Source organism: Anaerotalea alkaliphila (assembly GCF_010179735.1).
In the GTDB taxonomy this organism is placed as follows: Bacteria; Bacillota; Clostridia; order Lachnospirales; family Vallitaleaceae; genus Anaerotalea; species Anaerotalea alkaliphila.
Genome location: NZ_JAAEEH010000001.1, coordinates 72,412 through 88,791, shown reverse-complemented (window position 1 = coordinate 88,791; position 16,380 = coordinate 72,412). Strand labels below are relative to the sequence as shown.

The 16,380-nt window shown below is 55.8% G+C and carries 14 protein-coding genes; 1 reads left to right on the top strand and 13 read right to left on the bottom strand.

The genetic code is table 11. From position 1 onward, the window contains the following. Positions 1–29: 29 nt before the first annotated feature. The 9 genes from rnr to GXN74_RS00335 all read right to left on the bottom strand — a co-directional run bounded on the left by rnr (position 30) and on the right by GXN74_RS00335 (position 11,969). Positions 30–2,438 (bottom strand): ribonuclease R, encoded by a 2,409-nt coding sequence (gene rnr / locus GXN74_RS00375; protein WP_162368927.1) that lies wholly within the window; start codon positions 2,436–2,438, stop codon positions 30–32. Positions 2,439–2,604: 166 nt separating this feature from the next. Then, entirely contained in the window at positions 2,605–2,844 is a 240-nt protein-coding gene (gene secG, locus GXN74_RS00370; protein WP_162368926.1) for a preprotein translocase subunit SecG, read from the bottom strand. A 105-nt stretch (positions 2,845–2,949) separates the two neighbouring features. After that, positions 2,950–4,263 (bottom strand): phosphopyruvate hydratase, encoded by a 1,314-nt coding sequence (gene eno / locus GXN74_RS00365; RefSeq protein WP_162368925.1) that lies wholly within the window; start codon positions 4,261–4,263, stop codon positions 2,950–2,952. 97 nt (positions 4,264–4,360) lie between these two features. Further along, positions 4,361–5,902, bottom strand: a complete 1,542-nt coding sequence (gene gpmI, locus GXN74_RS00360) for a 2,3-bisphosphoglycerate-independent phosphoglycerate mutase (RefSeq protein ID WP_162368924.1) — start codon at positions 5,900–5,902, stop codon at positions 4,361–4,363. 67 nt (positions 5,903–5,969) lie between these two features. Continuing rightward, positions 5,970–6,977 carry a type I glyceraldehyde-3-phosphate dehydrogenase gene (gap, locus tag GXN74_RS00355; protein ID WP_162368923.1) on the bottom strand — a complete coding sequence of 336 codons (1,008 nt, stop codon included), beginning with the start codon at positions 6,975–6,977 and terminating at the stop codon, positions 5,970–5,972. 75 nt (positions 6,978–7,052) lie between these two features. Continuing rightward, the gene (gene tpiA / locus GXN74_RS00350; RefSeq protein ID WP_162368922.1) at positions 7,053–7,799 is read right to left on the bottom strand and encodes a triose-phosphate isomerase; all 747 of its coding nucleotides are present in this window, start codon (positions 7,797–7,799) and stop codon (positions 7,053–7,055) included. Between the two features lie 22 nt (positions 7,800–7,821). Continuing rightward, entirely contained in the window at positions 7,822–9,015 is a 1,194-nt protein-coding gene (locus tag GXN74_RS00345) for a phosphoglycerate kinase (RefSeq protein ID WP_162368921.1), read from the bottom strand. A 46-nt stretch (positions 9,016–9,061) separates the two neighbouring features. Then, positions 9,062–10,114, bottom strand: coding sequence for a sugar-binding transcriptional regulator (locus GXN74_RS00340; RefSeq protein ID WP_162368920.1), 1,053 nt, complete (start codon positions 10,112–10,114; stop codon positions 9,062–9,064). Between the two features lie 193 nt (positions 10,115–10,307). Further along, complete coding sequence (locus GXN74_RS00335) at positions 10,308–11,969, bottom strand: Na/Pi cotransporter family protein (RefSeq protein ID WP_162369054.1); 1,662 nt, start codon at positions 11,967–11,969, stop codon at positions 10,308–10,310. A gap of 166 nt (positions 11,970–12,135) precedes the next feature. Here GXN74_RS00335 and GXN74_RS00330 point away from each other — a divergent pair, with 166 nt between their 5' ends. Continuing rightward, positions 12,136–12,939, top strand: coding sequence for a histidinol-phosphatase HisJ family protein (locus tag GXN74_RS00330; RefSeq protein ID WP_162368919.1), 804 nt, complete (start codon positions 12,136–12,138; stop codon positions 12,937–12,939). A gap of 81 nt (positions 12,940–13,020) precedes the next feature. Here the strand turns inward: GXN74_RS00330 and mnmA are convergent, their stop codons facing one another. The 4 genes from mnmA to GXN74_RS00310 are packed head-to-tail and all read right to left on the bottom strand — an operon-like array spanning position 13,021 to position 16,233. Continuing rightward, positions 13,021–14,115, bottom strand: a complete 1,095-nt coding sequence (gene mnmA, locus GXN74_RS00325) for a tRNA 2-thiouridine(34) synthase MnmA (protein WP_162368918.1) — start codon at positions 14,113–14,115, stop codon at positions 13,021–13,023. A 24-nt stretch (positions 14,116–14,139) separates the two neighbouring features. Next, positions 14,140–14,577, bottom strand: coding sequence for a Fe-S cluster assembly scaffold protein NifU (gene nifU / locus GXN74_RS00320; protein ID WP_162368917.1), 438 nt, complete (start codon positions 14,575–14,577; stop codon positions 14,140–14,142). A 31-nt stretch (positions 14,578–14,608) separates the two neighbouring features. Continuing rightward, positions 14,609–15,790 (bottom strand): cysteine desulfurase NifS, encoded by a 1,182-nt coding sequence (gene nifS / locus GXN74_RS00315; RefSeq protein WP_162368916.1) that lies wholly within the window; start codon positions 15,788–15,790, stop codon positions 14,609–14,611. Next, complete coding sequence (locus GXN74_RS00310; protein WP_162368915.1) at positions 15,787–16,233, bottom strand: RrF2 family transcriptional regulator; 447 nt, start codon at positions 16,231–16,233, stop codon at positions 15,787–15,789. Before GXN74_RS00310 ends, nifS begins: the two co-directional genes overlap by 4 nt. Positions 16,234–16,380 lie beyond the last annotated feature (147 nt).

Below are 16,380 nucleotides of genomic sequence, written 5' to 3'. Positions count from 1 at the left end.
TTCAAGGGAAACGCGAAAACTGCCGGTTTTCATGCTTTGGTTTCCTTGCGTTTCCTTGTCCTTCCCCTATTTCCATCTCCCTGTTTCGGCGCTCCGCCTCCGGGACCGCCTGTTCCTTGCTTCGTCCTTGCCCTGCCTGCGCCTGTTCCTTGCTTGGACTTCTCCCGGGTTGCGCCCGTTCCTTGTTTGGATTTCTCCCTGGCTGCATTTCCCCTTGCTCCGGAGCCCCTGTTTTCCTGCTTCTGGGGCCTGGGGCTCTGGGCCCTTCCGTTCTGGGGCCTGGACGGGTTTTCTTCCGCCTCCGGATCATGGATGGCGAAGTCTATGGTGCGCTGGTCCTTGTCGACCCCCACGACCTTCACCGTCAGGACATCCCCCATCCGGAAGACCTTGGATGTCCTCTCTCCGATCATGCAGTGCTGCTTTTCGTCGAAATAGTAGTAGTCGTCCCAGAGGGATGTCACATGGATGAGGCCTTCGATGGTGTTCTCCAGTTCCACATACATGCCCCATCCGGTGATGCCGGAAATGACTCCCTGGAAAGCTTCGCCCACATGCATGGCCATGTACTCCACCTTCTTCAGCTTGGTCGTCTCCCTCTCCGCTTCCGCTGCCCTTCGCTCCATTTCGGAGCTCCGGATGGCTACCTTCTCCAATATCTTGTCATAATGCTGGATCCGGCTTTCATTCATTTTGCCCCGCAGGACTTCCTTGATGATCCTGTGGATCTGCAGGTCCGGATAGCGCCGGATGGGGGAAGTGAAGTGGCAGTAGAACTTGGCCGCAAGACCGTAGTGCCCGTCGTTGCTCACCGTATAGCGGGCCTGCTTCATGGAGCGCAGGGTCAGCCGGCTGATGATGGGTTCCTCCGGGGTGCCGTCAATGTCCGCAAGCAGCTTTTGGATCTCCCGGGGATGGATTTCCCCGGTCGCTTTCATGTGGTAACCGAAATTGTAGATGAACTCTCCCAGGGCCTGGATCTTGTCCGGATCCGGCTCGTCATGGGTGCGGTAGACAAAGGGAACCTGTTGCCAGTAGTAGGATTCCGCAATCGTCTCATTGGCCAAAAGCATGCATTCCTCTATGATTTTGGTGGCCACGTTCCTGTCGTAGGCCCGGATGTCCACCAGCTCGCCCTGTTCGTTCAGGATGACCTTGGTTTCCGGAAAATCGAAGTCGATGGATCCCCTGGTTTTCCGTTTGGCCCGCAGCAATGCGGCCAGCTCCTCCATGTCCTTGAACATGTCCAGGTACGCATGGCATTCCCGCACCAGGTCCGGATCCTTGTCCTCCAGGATTTTCTTCACTTCCGTATAGCTCATCCTGCGGTCCACGTTGATCAGCGTTTCCGCCACCTTGTGGCTGGTGACATGCCCCTTGTTGTCCACCTGCATGATGCAGCTGAGGGCCAGGCGGTCTTCCCCGGCATTCAGGGAACAGATTCCGTTGGAAAGGCTGTGGGGGAGCATGGGAATCACGCGGTCCACAAGATAGACGCTCGTTCCCCGTTCCAGCGCCTCCTCGTCCAAAGCCGTCCCTTCCCGCACGTAATGGGAGACGTCTGCGATGTGGACACCCAGCTCATAGCCGTCCTGTTTCTTCCGGATGGTGATGGCGTCGTCCAGGTCTTTGGCGTCCTCTCCATCGATGGTTACGGTCTGCCAGGAACGGATGTCCAGCCGTCTTTTGGCCTCCTCCTCCGGTATGGTCTGGCTCACATGGGAAGATTGGGCCATGACCAGCTCCGGGAATTCCGTGGGGATGCCCAAATCCCGTACGATGGACAGGATGTCCACTCCCGGGTCGTTGACATGGCCGATGATTTCCACGATTTCCCCTTCGGGTTTCCTGTCCTCATCGCCCCAGTGGGTAATCCGCACCACGACCTTATGGCCGCTGACCGCTCCGTTCTCTTTACCCTGCCGGATGAACACGTCCTTGCTGAACTTCTTGTTGTCCAGCACCACAAAGCCGTAGTTCCGGCTTTTTTCGAACGTGCCCACCATGTCGGTGCGTCCCCGTTCCAGAACCTCCACAACCCGTCCTTCTTTTCTCTTGCCGCTTCCTTCCGGTGTCCCCTTGTTGACCTTGATGGTCACCAGGTCCCCGTGGAATGCCCCCTGCACTTCGGTCGCAGGGATGAAGATGTCGTCCTCCTGCCCCTCCACCCGTACAAATCCGAATCCCTTTTGGTGGGCGATGAATTTGCCGGCTAGCACATGGCTGCTTTTGTTGGGCATGTATTTTCCGTGCTTGGTCAAGACAACCTTGGCTGTCTTCACCAGTTCCCGCAGGTTTTCGTCCAACCGCTCCCTTTCCTCCGGCTGCACCTGCAGCAAATGGGCCAATTCCTTGATTTTCATCGGCGCATAGCCTGGATCGTTGATGACCTCCAGCAGCGCCTTCTTTTGTTCTTCCTTCAATAAATCTCCTTCCATTCTGTCCCTCCTGGCGTAGGTTCCGCACTACGGCGTCGATCCCCTTTTCCTCATTATATCATAAAAGACTGTGCCCAAGCGCGCTTGGGCGCACTTTCCAAGTGTAAAACAAAAACTGGTCTGAACAGTCTTCTGACCGCTCAAACCAGCTTCTTGTGTTGTCATGCTAGCTCAATATGCTGATGACCAAGGCCAGAAGAATGAATGCCGCCGCCAAGCCAATCGTTGACTTGTGCAGGCCGCCCTCCATGGACCTTGCCTTATTCTTGCCCCAATACGTCTCCGCAGCTCCGCCAATTGCTCCAGACAGTCCAGCTGTCCTTCCCTGCTGCAGAAGCACGATGGCCACCAAGGCGATGCATACCAAAGCATATGCCACTTTTAATACCCCTATGAATACCGGCATGTGTACACCTCCTAATCAACATGACTATTCTAGCACAAATCAGGAGGATGTTCAACCACTATTTTGGCTGCACCGCCGGCAGCATGGGGGTGCGGGTGGCTTTCCCTAGCGCAGGTTGAACCATGCGCCCAGGCCCGGGAACAGGGACTGCTCGTCCAGCTCCTCTTCGATCCTAAGCAGCTGGTTGTATTTTGCCACCCGGTCGGAACGGCAGGGTGCGCCTGTCTTGATCTGTCCGGCGTTCACCGCCACGGCGATGTCCGCGATGGTCGTGTCTTCGGTCTCGCCGGAACGGTGGGATACGACTGCCGTGTAACCCGCCCTGTTGGCCATCTGGATGGCTTCGAAGGTTTCCGTCAGCGTACCGATCTGGTTCACCTTGATCAGGATCGAGTTGGCGATGCCTCCTTCGATTCCCCGCTCCAGGCGCTCGGTGTTGGTTACGAACAGGTCGTCTCCAACCAGCTGGATCTTGTCTCCCAGCCTTTCCGTAAGGAGCTTCCAACCTTCCCAGTCTTCCTCGTTCAAACCGTCCTCCAGGGAGATGATGGGGTATTTTTCAACAAGCGCGGCATAGTATTCCACCATTTCCTCTCTTGTCCTGTAGACCTTTTCCCCCTTCATCTTGCTTTCGCCCGGGAAGAAGTAATTGCCGGTCTCCTCGTCATACAGTTCGCTGGCGGCCGCGTCGATGGCGATCCGGATGTCGTCGCCAGGCTTGTAGCCGGCCTTCACGACGGCCTCCAGGATGATGTCGATGGCTTCGTCCGTGGATTTGAGGTTGGGAGCGAATCCGCCTTCGTCGCCTACACCGGTAGCCAGTTCCCTTTCATTCAAAACCTTCTTCAGGTTGTGGTAGATTTCAGAGCAGGTGCGCAGCGCTTCCCTGAAGGAAGTGGCGCCCACCGGCATGATCATGAATTCCTGCAGGTCCACGGTGTTGTCCGCGTGCTCTCCTCCGTTGATGATGTTCATCATGGGGACAGGCAGCTGGTGCGCGTTGAACCCTCCCAGATACTGGTACAAGGGAAGGCCCAGCGCTTCCGCAGCCGCTCTTGCCACCGCCATGGAAACCCCGAGGATCGCGTTGGCCCCCAATTTGGATTTGTTGGGTGTTCCGTCCAGTTCACACATGCGCATGTCGATGCTTCTCTGGTCCAATGCGTTCATGCCGATCAGTTCATTGGCCAGGATGTCATTCACGTTGTCAACGGCGGTTTCTACGCCTTTGCCCATGTAACGGCTGCCGCCGTCCCGCAGTTCCATCGCCTCGAAAGCTCCTGTGGAGGCTCCGGAAGGAACCGCCGCCCTACCGACATACTGGTCCTCAACCACCACTTCCACCTCAATTGTGGGGTTTGCCCTTGAATCCAACACTTCCCTTGCCATGACATCTGTGATTTCAAGATAGTTTTTCATGTTTTGACTCCTTTCGTCGTCCTTGGGACGTTGCGCATCGTATGTGTTTCCATTTACAGTATACCTGTTTTTGCCATTTTTTCAACTGGATTTGGGCTCAGCGGACCAACAGGCTCTTTCCGGTCATCTGGCGGGGAATTTCCACTCCCATCATGTCCAGCAGGGTGGGGGCGATGTCGGCGAGCACGCCGTTCTCCCGCAAGGTCAGGCTCTGCTCCGCATTGACCAGTACGAAGGGGACGGGATTTGTCGTATGGGCCGTAAACGGTTGCCTGGTCTCATAGTCCAGCAGCTGTTCGATGTTGCCGTGGTCGGCGCAAACGAACATCTGTCCCCCTGCCTCCACGAGGGCTTCCAGGGCTTCCCCCACACACTCGTCCACCGCTTGGACCGCCTGGATGGCCGCAGTTTCCACTCCTGTATGACCCACCATGTCTGGATTGGCGAAGTTCACTACGATCAGGTCATGCTTCTTTTCCCGGATTGCCTTGACAAGGGCTTCCAGCACCCCGAACGCGCTCATTTCCGGCTGCAGGTCGTAGGTGGCCACCATGGGGGAAGCAATCAGGATCCTATCCTCCCCCTTGTAGGGCTCCTCGACACCTCCATTGAAGAAGAAGGTCACATGGGCGTATTTTTCCGTTTCCGCCAGACGGAGCTGGGTCATGCCTTGCTCGGACAGGTACTCGCCCAGGGTCTTTTCCAGGGAATCCTTCTCGAACGCCACCCCCAGGTTCTGGATGGTGATGTCGTAGTTGGTGAATCCCACGTAATGCACGGGGAAATAGCCTTTGGCGCGTTCGAAGCCTTTGAACTCCTGGTCAAGGAACACTCGGGTGATTTCCCTCGCCCTGTCCGGTCGGAAATTGTAGAAGATGATGGCGTCGCCCTCGGCGATCCTTGCCACAGGGGCGCCGTTCTCCTGGACCACCAGCGGTTTGACGAACTCATCGTTGCTGCCGGCGTCATAGGAGGCTTGGACCCCGGCGACCGCATCGTCCGCCTGGACGCCCTGTCCCAGGACCATGGCCTCGTAGGCCAGCTTCACCCGGTCCCAACGGTTGTCCCTGTCCATGGCATAATACCTGCCCATGACGGTCGCAATCCTGCCCACTCCTATTTCCTGGATTTTGGCCTCCAGCTCCTCCACAAAGGATTTACCCGATGCGGGGGGCGTGTCCCGTCCGTCCAGGAAGCAGTGGACATACACCTTCTCCAGACCTTTTTTCTTCGCCAGTTCCAGCAGGGCGTACAGATGGGTGTTGTGGCTGTGCACCCCACCGTCCGACAGCAGCCCGTACAGGTGCAGGGCGGTGCCCTTCTCCAGGCAATGGTCCACAGCCCCTGCAAGCGCTTTGTTGTCAAAGAAATCCCCGTCCAGGATGGATTTCGTGATCTTCGTCAATTCCTGGTATACGATCCTGCCGGCACCGATGTTCAGATGCCCCACTTCGGAATTCCCCATCTGTCCCTCCGGAAGCCCTACGGCCATGCCGCTGGCATGTCCCTGTACGAACGGATAGTGGTTCAGGATCCTGTCGATGTTGGGTGATGCGGACAGCTTGGCCGCATTGGCCTCGATCCGCTGGTTCAAGCCGAATCCGTCTAAAATCATAAGGACTGTTGGCTTCTTGTTCATATTGCGCACCTTCCTCCCGGGAAAAAAAGAGACGCCCTTGGATCAGGGCAGTCTCTCTTAAAGTTTCTTATTGAGCGTCCACTTTAGCCATATGGCTGATCAGATCCACTACTTTGTTTGAATAGCCCCATTCGTTGTCGTACCAGGATACCAGCTTCACGAAGTTGTCGTTCAGGCTGATTCCAGCGTCCGCATCGAAGATGGAAGTTCTTGCATCATGGATGAAGTCTGTGGAGACCACTGCATCTTCCGTGTAACCCAGGATGCCTTTCAGTTCGTTCTCGGAAGCTTCCTTAATGGCAGCTTTGATCTCTTCGTAGCTGGCGGCCTTTTCCAGACGGCAGGTCAGGTCAACCACAGAAACGTTGATTGTGGGAACACGGAAAGCCATGCCTGTCAGTTTGCCGTTCAGCTCGGGGATTACCTTTCCTACCGCTTTTGCAGCGCCGGTGGAGGAAGGGATGATGTTTGCAGCCGCTGCGCGTCCGCCTCTCCAGTCCTTCTTGGAAGGTCCGTCTACGGTCTTCTGTGTGGCTGTTGTGGAGTGTACGGTCGTCATGAGGCCTTCCACGATGCCGAATTTGTCGTTGATGACCTTGGCAAGAGGTGCCAGGCAGTTGGTCGTGCAGGATGCGTTGGACACGACAACCATGTCTTTCGTGTACTTGTCGTTGTTCACGCCCATTACGAACATGGGAGCGTCTGCGGAAGGAGCGGAGATGACAACCTTCTTGGCGCCGCCTTTCAGGTGGGCGGATGCCTTGTCCGTTGTTGTGAACACGCCGGTGGATTCTACGACATACTCTGCTCCACAGGAAGCCCAAGCGATTTCTTCAGGGTTCATGGCTCCGAATACGGCTACTTCCTGGCCATCCACAACCAGCTTGTCGCCTTTGATCTCGATGGTTCCTTCGTATTGTCCATGAACAGAGTCATATCTCAGCATGTATACCATGTAGTCCAAGTCGATGAAGGGGTCGTTGATGCCCACTACCTGTACGTTGGGGTTCTGCATTGCAGCTCTGAAAACAAGTCTTCCGATACGTCCAAATCCATTGATTCCTACTTTTACCATGTTTTCACCTCATAATTTGATTTATTTGATTGAGGAACCGTAAAATCCGGTTCCGGTTTACCTTCAGGATGGTTGCTACTTGTAGTTCACGATCTTGCCGAACTCGGCTTTCAGGCTAGCGCCTCCCACCAGACCGCCGTCTATGTTGGGCATGGAGAAAAGCTCCGCCGCATTGGCGCCGTTCACGCTGCCGCCGTACTGGATCCTCACGGCTTCAGCCACTTCCTGGCTGTAGATTTCGGAAACGACCTGGCGGATTGCCGCACAAACCTCTTCCGCCTGCTGGCTTGTGGCCGTCCTGCCTGTGCCTATGGCCCAAATGGGTTCGTAGGCGATCACGACGTTCTTCGCGTCTTCCGGCTGCACGTCCTTCAGGGCGATTTTCGTCTGCAGGCGGACCAGGTCCACCGTGATGCCCTGTTCCCTTTGCTCCAGGGATTCTCCAACGCAGATGATGGGAACCAGCTTGTGCTCGATTGCTTTGAGGACCTTCTTGTTCACCGTCTCGTCCGTTTCGGCGAAATAGGCCCTTCTTTCGGAGTGGCCGATGATCACGTAGCCGACGCCGATTTCCGTCAGCATGGAGGGTGCGGTCTCGCCTGTATAGGCGCCGTTTTCCTCAAAGTACATGTTTTGCGCGCCAATTTTGATGTTGGTGCCCTTCACGGCTTCCAGCGCCGTGGTCAGGGACACGTCCGGTGTGCAGAAGACGACTTCCACATCATCGCTCGCCACCAGGGGCTTCAGTTCCTCGATCAAAGCTACCGCTTCTTTCGGGGTCTTGTTCATTTTCCAGTTTCCTGCAACTATTTTCTTGCGCATGCCGATTCCTCCGATTTTCGATTTATTTGTCGTTGACTGCAGCCACACCGGGAAGTTCCTTGCCCTCCAAAAACTCCAGGGAAGCGCCTCCGCCCGTGGAAATGTGGGTCATTTTGTCCCCGAATCCGAGGATGTTCACCGCCGCTGCGGAATCTCCGCCGCCGATGATGGTTGTGGCATCCGCTTCCGCCAGGGCCTTAGCCACAGCGATTGTTCCGCCAGCGAAGTTCTCGAACTCGAACACGCCCATGGGACCGTTCCAAACAACCGTTTTTGCATCCTTGATGGCTTCCGTGAAGAGCTCCCTGGTCTTGGGTCCGATATCGAAGCCCTGCCATCCCTCTTCCATTTCCGTGTCCAGAACCGTCTTGAATTCAGTATCGTTCTTGAACTCCTTGCCTACCAGATGGTCCACGGGCAGCAGCAGCTTGACGCCTTTTGCCTCCGCCTTTTTGACCATCTCCAGGGAGTAGTCCATCTTGTCCGCCTCCAGCAGGGAGTTCCCGATTTCCATCCCCTGGGCCTTCAGGAAGGTGTAGGCCATTCCGCCTCCGATGATCAGCGTGTCCACCTTGTCCAGAAGATTGTTGATGACGTTGATCTTGTCGGATACTTTGGCGCCACCGAGGATTGCCACAAACGGCCTTACCGGGTTGTTCACCGCATTTCCAAGGAATTCGATTTCCTTTTGCACCAGGTAGCCTACAGCGGATGTCTTGATGTGTTCCGTCACACCCACGTTGGAGCAGTGGGCCCTGTGGGCTGTTCCGAAAGCGTCGTTGACGAACACTTCCGCCAGACTTGCCAGGTCCTTGCTGAACGTTTCACCGTTCTTGGTTTCCTCCGCCCGGTACCTGGTGTTCTCCAAAAGGACCACATCCCCGTCCTTCATGGCTTCCACCGCTTTTCTGGCGTTTTCCCCAACCACTTCCGGATCGGCGGCGAACACGACTTCCTGTCCCAAGAGTTCCGACAGCTTTGCCGCAACGGGAGCAAGGGACAATTCAGGTTTCGGCTCCCCTTTGGGTTTGCCCAGGTGGGAACACAGGATGACTTTCGCTCCGTCGCCAACCAGCTTCTTGATTGTGGGCAGAGCGGCTGTAAGGCGGTTCAAATCCGTGATGACGCCCTCCTTCAATGGGACGTTGAAATCGCAGCGCACCAGCACCTTTTTCCCTTTAACCTCTAAATCGTCTACGGACACTTTGTTCAGCATTCTCGTTCTCCCTTCTGGACACTTTATTTAACGGCTTTGCCGCTATTCACAATGTTTTGCTCCCGGCGGCCAATGCCAGGATCCTCTTGGCGGCGCCTTCGTCGATCACCAGGGCGCCCCTGCGCAGATATTTCCTGACCGCCAGGATGGCCTCCGCCTTGTCGGCTCCCCCTGCCACGGCGATGGGGTAGCCTCCGCCCTGCTCCAACTCATGGAGGCGCAGGCCTATGGAACAGGAAGTGGATACAATGTTTCCCTGCCCGTCGAAATAATGGCCCAGGACTTCCGCCACCGCCCGCTTCTCCCTGATTTCCTCCATGACCGACGGTTCCAGGTTCCTTCTCTCCACCATCCGTTCTGCGATACCGATGCCGAAGAGCACGATGTCCGCATTGCGGATCAAAGAAAAGACTTCCTTGATTTCCGGTTCCTGGCTTACGCTGTCCAGGGATTTCCTGCTCAGATTATCCGGAAGGTTCAACAACCGGTATCTGCACTGCAGCCTTTCGGCCATTTTGGCCACCAGGTTGTTCGCCTGGATTTTCGCGTTGTTCCCCAGGCTTCCCCGCGCTGGCACCACCATCAGCTTGGGGAAGGGCGAGGGGGCCTTTTGGAACGGTATGGCTTCCACCACTTTCCTTATCGTGCTCCCCCCTGTGATCGCCACGGTGGATTTGCCCTGCAGATGTTCCAGCAGCACCCTGGCCGCCTCCTTGCCCAGTTCCTTGAAAGCCTCCTGGTTGTTCTGGCTGTCCCCCGGGACCACATACAGCTCCTGGGATTCCAGGAGCGTCTGGACGCCTTCCCTGACCTTGTCCAGCTCCTCCAGAGGCCGCATCAGCTCCTGCAGGGAATCCAGCACACGGGCACCCTCTTCGGTCAGCGTCATTCCTGCGAACACGATGTCGATCAAACCTTCGCTTTTCAACAGCTCCGTGTCTGTCCGGATTACCTTCTCGCTGATCCTCATCTTTTGGGACAAAAGCCTACGCCCGATGGGCTGGAAAAGCCGGATCGTATGCAGCAAGGTATAGCGTCTTGATAAGGCTGACATCTCCTTCGGCATGATTTTCTGTAGGATTTTTAGCAGTTCCGTCATAGTATGCTCGCTTCCGGGCCTTAAAAAGTCCCTATTAGCCCTATCTTGGCCCGTTCTCTCTAAAAAAAGAGGCATGACAACTTTGCATCATGCTTCCATTATACCGGATTTGTTGTATTTTTCAACTGTTTCCTGTTAAAAAATGCTCTTTTGTGAATTTCTTACAAGAAAATGAACTTTCTATGAACGAAGCTTAGATGGCCTCATCCTTGACGAAATAGGCCACGTTCAGGGCATGGTCGGAAATCCTCTCGAAATTGCTGATGGAGTCCAGGAACACAACCCCCGTCACCGTATTGCAAAGGTTGGCCGCCAGGCGCTCGATATGCCTTTGGCGCAGAAGCTCCTCCAAAGCGTCCACTTCCTCCTCGGAATCCTCCACCTTGGGGACCAGCTTCGGATTGTTGTCCCTTCTTGCCTGGATTGCAAGCTCGATGGTTTCGATGGCCTTCCGGGAGATCTGCCCGAACTCCTCCATGGCTTCCGGCGTGAAGGTCAAGTCCTTCTCCTTGTAGTAGGCCGCAAGCTCGGCGATGTTCTCCGCATGGTCCCCCACCCTTTCCAGGTCGGTGACGGTGTGGAAAAGGTTCGTGATGACAATCTGCTGCTTTTCGCTCAAGGGGGTGTTGCTGATCTTGATCAGATAGTCCGTGATCATCTTGTCCAGGGCGTTGATGTCCTTTTCCCTTTGGAACACCTTTTCCACCAGTCCTTCGTCCTTCGTGACCAAAGCCTCCACCGCCGTACGGACATTCTCTACGGCAAGCTCGCCCATATGGACCACTTCCTTGATGGCGTTCTCCACGGCGAAGGTGGGTGACTCCAGGATCCTGTTGTCCAGATGCCGGAGGGCGATGATTTCCTCCCTCTCCTCCTCCACGTCCTTGCCGGTGACGATCTTCTCAGACAGATAGACCAGCTTGTCCGCAAAGGGATAGAGCAGGACCGTGTTGGAGATGTTGAACACCGTGTGGAAGATGCTGATGCCCGTCATGCCGATGATGACGGCGCCCTGGGCGGAACCCACCGTCTTGAAGTAGACGATCGTGCCTACGGTGAACAGCAGCGTTCCGAAGATGTTGAACAGGAGATGGATCACCGCAGCCCGCTTGGCCATCTTGCTGGCCCCGATGCTGGACAGCAGGGCCGTCACGCAGGTCCCGATGTTCTGTCCCAGGATGATGTAGACCGCGGCGCTCCAAGGCACAAGCCCCTGGGCGGCCAGGGTCTGCAGGATTCCCACGGAGGCGGAGCTGCTCTGCACGATGGCGGTCACCAGGAAACCCGCCAGGATACCGAAGAAGGGATGGTGCCCCAGCATCAGGAAGGCGTCCTTGAATGCCTGGGCGTCCTTGAAGGGCGTGATGGCGTCCTTCATGTATTCCAATCCGATGAAGATCAGGCCGAAACCGATCAGAATCTCCCCCACCTGCTTCTGCCTTTTTTCCCGGAGGAAGAAGAGCATGGTGGCGCCGATGCCCACCACCATGGGCGCAATCTTGTCCGGTTTCAGGAACACCGCCCATTCGGAACTGGAGACGATCCACGCGGTGACCGTGGTGCCGACGTTGGCACCCATGATGACCCCCACCGCCTGGACCAGGTTCATCAGTCCCGCGTTCACGAAGCCAACCACCATGACGGTTGTGGCCGAACTGCTCTGCACGATGACGGTCACCACCGTACCCACCAGCACACCCAGCAGACGGTTGTTGGTGAGCAGCGCCAGCAGGTTCCGCATCTTGTCCCCTGCGGATTTCTGCAGTCCTTCGGCCATGATATGCATGCCGAAGATGAACATGCCGAATCCTCCAAAAAAAGCAAACGCTAGAAAAACATACTCCTGTGTCGACATTCCTTCCATTGGCAGAAGTTCCTCCTAAGTCTAGACCTTTGTTTGTTAAACATGTGTTAACATCTGCTACATCTTATCATATTCCAGGTTGCAAACACAAGATGCAATATGCTAAACTTTGGTCATCCACCTTGGACCATCCGACCTAGAAAGCAGGTTCCATTTTATGATCCGATCCGATTACCATGTGCACAGCGCCTTCTCCGGCGACTGCGACATCCCCATGGAAGAGGTGATCCAGGCCGCCATCGCCTTGCGGATGGAAAACCTCTGTTTTACCGACCACCACGACCTGGACTTCCCCCACCCGACCATCAATTTCCTTCTGGACCTGGACGGCTATTTCGATGCCCTGGAGAAATACAAGGAGCAGTACCGGGGCCGGATCCGTCTGCTCTCCGGCATCGAACTGGGGATGCAGGCGCACCTGCACAAGGCGCTTTCGGACCTGGTCCGAAGCAGGCCTTTGGACTTCGTCCTCGCGTCCAACCATCTGGCCAACGGCCTGGACCCTTACGAGCGGACCTTCTTCGAGGGCCGGAGCCAGAGCGCGGGATACCTGGCCTATTTCGAGGACATGCTCTACAATGTCCAGCGCTTCCAGGACTACGATTCCTACGGGCACCTGGACTATGTGGTCCGCTACGGCCTGGAGGAGGACAAGAAAATGGTCTACCGGGATTTCCAGGATGTGCTGGACGAAATCCTGAAGACCATCGTTTCCAACGGCAAGGGGATCGAACTGAACACCTCCGGATACCGGTACAAATTGGACGCTCCCCATCCGAACCCGGATATCCTGCGGCGCTACAGGGAGTTGGGCGGCGAAACCATCACTTTGGGATCGGACGCCCACAATCCCCGGTTCCTCTTGAACCGGATGGAACAGGCGGCGGACCTCCTCCGCTCCCTTGGATACCGCCATTATGCGGTTTTCCATAACCGCAAGCCCACCTATCTTCCCCTGTAGGAAGGATTTCCAGCAACGAAAGCGCCGCCGTTCTCTTGAACGGCGGCGCTTTCGTTGCTGCTGGATTCCATGGGTCCGGAATCATTCCTTCTTGATGGATGCGAGGATGGTCCCCCCTCCCACCACCAGGTTCTTGTCGTACAGCACCAGGGCCTGGCCGGGTGTGACGGCCCTTTGGGGGGTGTCGAAGATGCATTCCAACCGGTCCTCCCCAATCATCCGAACGGTGCAGTCCGAAGCCTTTTGGTTGTACCGCACCTTTCCCTGGACACGCAGGGTCCCTTCCAACTGCTCGAAAGGCATGAAGTTGAGGCGGTCGGCGATGCAGCCGATGGCATAGACGTCCTGGTCCGTACCGACCACCACTTCCCCGGTCTGGGGCCTTATTTCCACCACGAAACAGGGTCTTCCCAAGGATAGCCCCAACCCTTTCCTTTGTCCTACGGTATAGTGGGCTATCCCCTTGTGCCTTCCCAGCACCCTGCCTTCCAGGTCAACGAAATCGCCCTCTTTGGAAGGGGCGCCGGTATGGCGCTCTATGAATCCGGCATAGTCCTTGTCCGGTACGAAACAGATTTCCTGGCTGTCCGGCTTGTTCGCAATCCTGACGCTGATCTTCTCCGCCATCTGCCGGACTTCTTCCTTTGTGTAGTCGCCCACGGGCATCAGGGTCCTGGCAAGCTGTTCCTGGTTCAGGTTGTACAGGGCATAGGTCTGGTCCTTCTCCAGTGTCGCGGATTGCTCCAAGGCATATCTCCCGTTCTCCAGCCGCACCACCTTGGCATAGTGTCCGGTGGCGATGTATTCGGCTCCGATGGCCAGGCTCCTTTCCAGGAGGGACTCCCATTTCACATACCGGTTGCAGGCGATGCAGGGGTTGGGAGTCCTGCCTTCCAGATACTCCCGGACAAAGTAGTCGATCACATTTTCTTCAAAGGGTTTCTTGAAATTCATGACGTAATAGGGGATCCCCAAGGCGTTGGCCACCCTGCGGGCGTCGTCCACCGCCGTCAGGCCGCAACAGCCTCCGTTCTCCTGGACCTGTTCCGGATCCTCATCCTGCCAGATCTGCATGGTCACCCCCACCACATCATATCCTTGCTCTTTCAGCAGATAGGCGGCCACGGAGGAGTCCACCCCACCGGACATGCCCACAACCACACGCTTCTTTTCCATATCCATCACCCCCAGGGACAGGCCCTAGTCTTCATCCTCGTCCTCTTCCTCCTCGTGGATGTCCTCTTTGGGGGGCTCCAGTCCTTCAATCACGATTCCGTTCTTCTGTGCATAGTCCCAGATCGCCGCATGGAGGGCTTCCTCCGCAAGAAGGGAACAATGGACTTTTGCTTTGGGCAGTCCGTCCAGCGCTTCCGCCACGGCGGCATTGGTGATTTCAAGGGCCTGCTGGATGGTCTTTCCTTTGACCAGTTCCGTAGCCATGCTGCTGGTCGCCACGGCGGCTCCGCAACCGAAAGTCTTGAAACGCACATCCTGGATCACGTTGTTTTCCACTTTCAGGTAAATCCGCATGATGTCTCCGCACTTGGCGTTCCCCACGGTGCCTACCCCGTCGGCGTTCTCGATTTCTCCCATGTTCCTTGGGTTGGTGAAATGGTCCATCACTTTTTCGCTGTACATATGCTTTCCTCCCGATCGAATCGTATCAATTTCATCCGTTGTTTTTGACAAAGTCCTCGTACAAGGGGGACATGGCCCGCAACTTCTCCACAATAGGCACCAATGCCTCCACCAGGGTGTCCATGTCCTCCCTGGTGCTGGATTCCCCCAGGGATATCCGCAGGGAACCATGGGCGATTTCATGAGGGAGACCTATGGCCAGCAACACATGGGACGGGTCCAAGGATCCGGACGTGCATGCCGAGCCACTGGAGGCGCAAATCCCCTTCATGTCCAGCATGATCAGCAGGGATTCCCCCTCGATGAACCGGAAGCTGATGTTTACGTTGTTGGGAAGCCGCTTCTCCGGGTGCCCGTTCAGTCTGGCATAAGGAACCTTCTCCAGGATCCGTTCCTTGACGTAATCCCGGAGTTCCCTTTGCCTTGCGCTCTCCTCTTCCATGTCCGCCAGCGCCAGCTCCATGGCTTTTGCCATCCCCACGATGCCGGGCACGTTCTCCGTTCCGCCCCTCCTGCCCCGCTCCTGGCCGCCTCCATGGATGAAGGCCTTCAGCTTGACGGTCTTTCTGGCATAAAGGACCCCGACCCCCTTGGGACCATAGAACTTGTGCCCGCTGATGGACAGAAGGTCAACGCCAAGGTCGTTCACATCCACAGGGACGTGGCCGATGGCCTGGACCGCATCCGTATGGAAAAGCACGCCGCGCTCCTTGGCGATCCGTCCGATTTCCCGGATCGGCTGCACCGTTCCGATTTCGTTGTTCGCAAACATGATGGTGATCAGGATGGTGGTGTCCTTGATGGAGGATTTCAGCTGCTCCAGGTCCACGATTCCGTCCGCATCCACATCCAGGTACGTCACTTCGAATCCGTTCTTTTCAAGATATTCGCAGGCATGCAGCACCGCATGGTGCTCCACCTTGGAGGTGATGATGTGGTTCCCTTTGGATCGGTAGCTCTCCGCAACTCCCTTGATGGCCCAGTTGTCCGCTTCCGTTCCGCTGCCTGTGAAATAGATTTCCCTGTCCAATGCGCCAATGCCTTTGGCGATGGTCTCCCTGGCCTCTTCCAGCGCCTGCTTGCTGTCTTGGGCAAAGGAGTAGATGCTGGAGGGGTTCCCGAAGGATTCTGTAAAAAAGGGAAGCATCGCTTCCAAAACTTCCTGTTTCACCGGCGTGGTGGCCGCATGGTCCAAATAAATCGTCTCTTTCATTGAAACTCTCCTTTATAGGTATCTTCCGCCTTGATCTGTTCGTCCATCAATTCCGAAAGGGGAATGTTGTCCACAACTTCATTGATGCTGTCGCTGATTTTTCGCCATACGTTTTTGGTCACACACAGGTCCGCTTCCTCGCATTTGTGGCCATCGTTCAAGGAGGTGCAATCCACAGGGGAAAGGTTTCCTTCAAGGGCCCGGAGGATTTCTCCCACACTGACTTCTTCCGGAGGTTTCACCAGAGAATACCCCCCTTTGGAACCCCGGGCGCTTTCCACAAGCTTCGCCTTCTTCAAAAGGGCGATGATCTGTTCAAGATAGTTCTCGGAAATTCCCTGTCGTTCGGATATACTCTTGATGGAAACCATTTCCTTTTCGGAATGAATGGCCAGGTCGATCATCATTTTCAATCCATATCTTCCTTTAGTAGATAATTTCATCTTTCAAGCCTCCCAATTCCTACTTAACAAGTAGGATATGACTAGAATCAGAGTATCACCTTTCTTTCCTCTTGTCAATAAAAAAACAATGACTTTCGTTACAAAATGAAGAACAGGACGCTTGTCTCCAGCGTCCTGTTCCCTCGT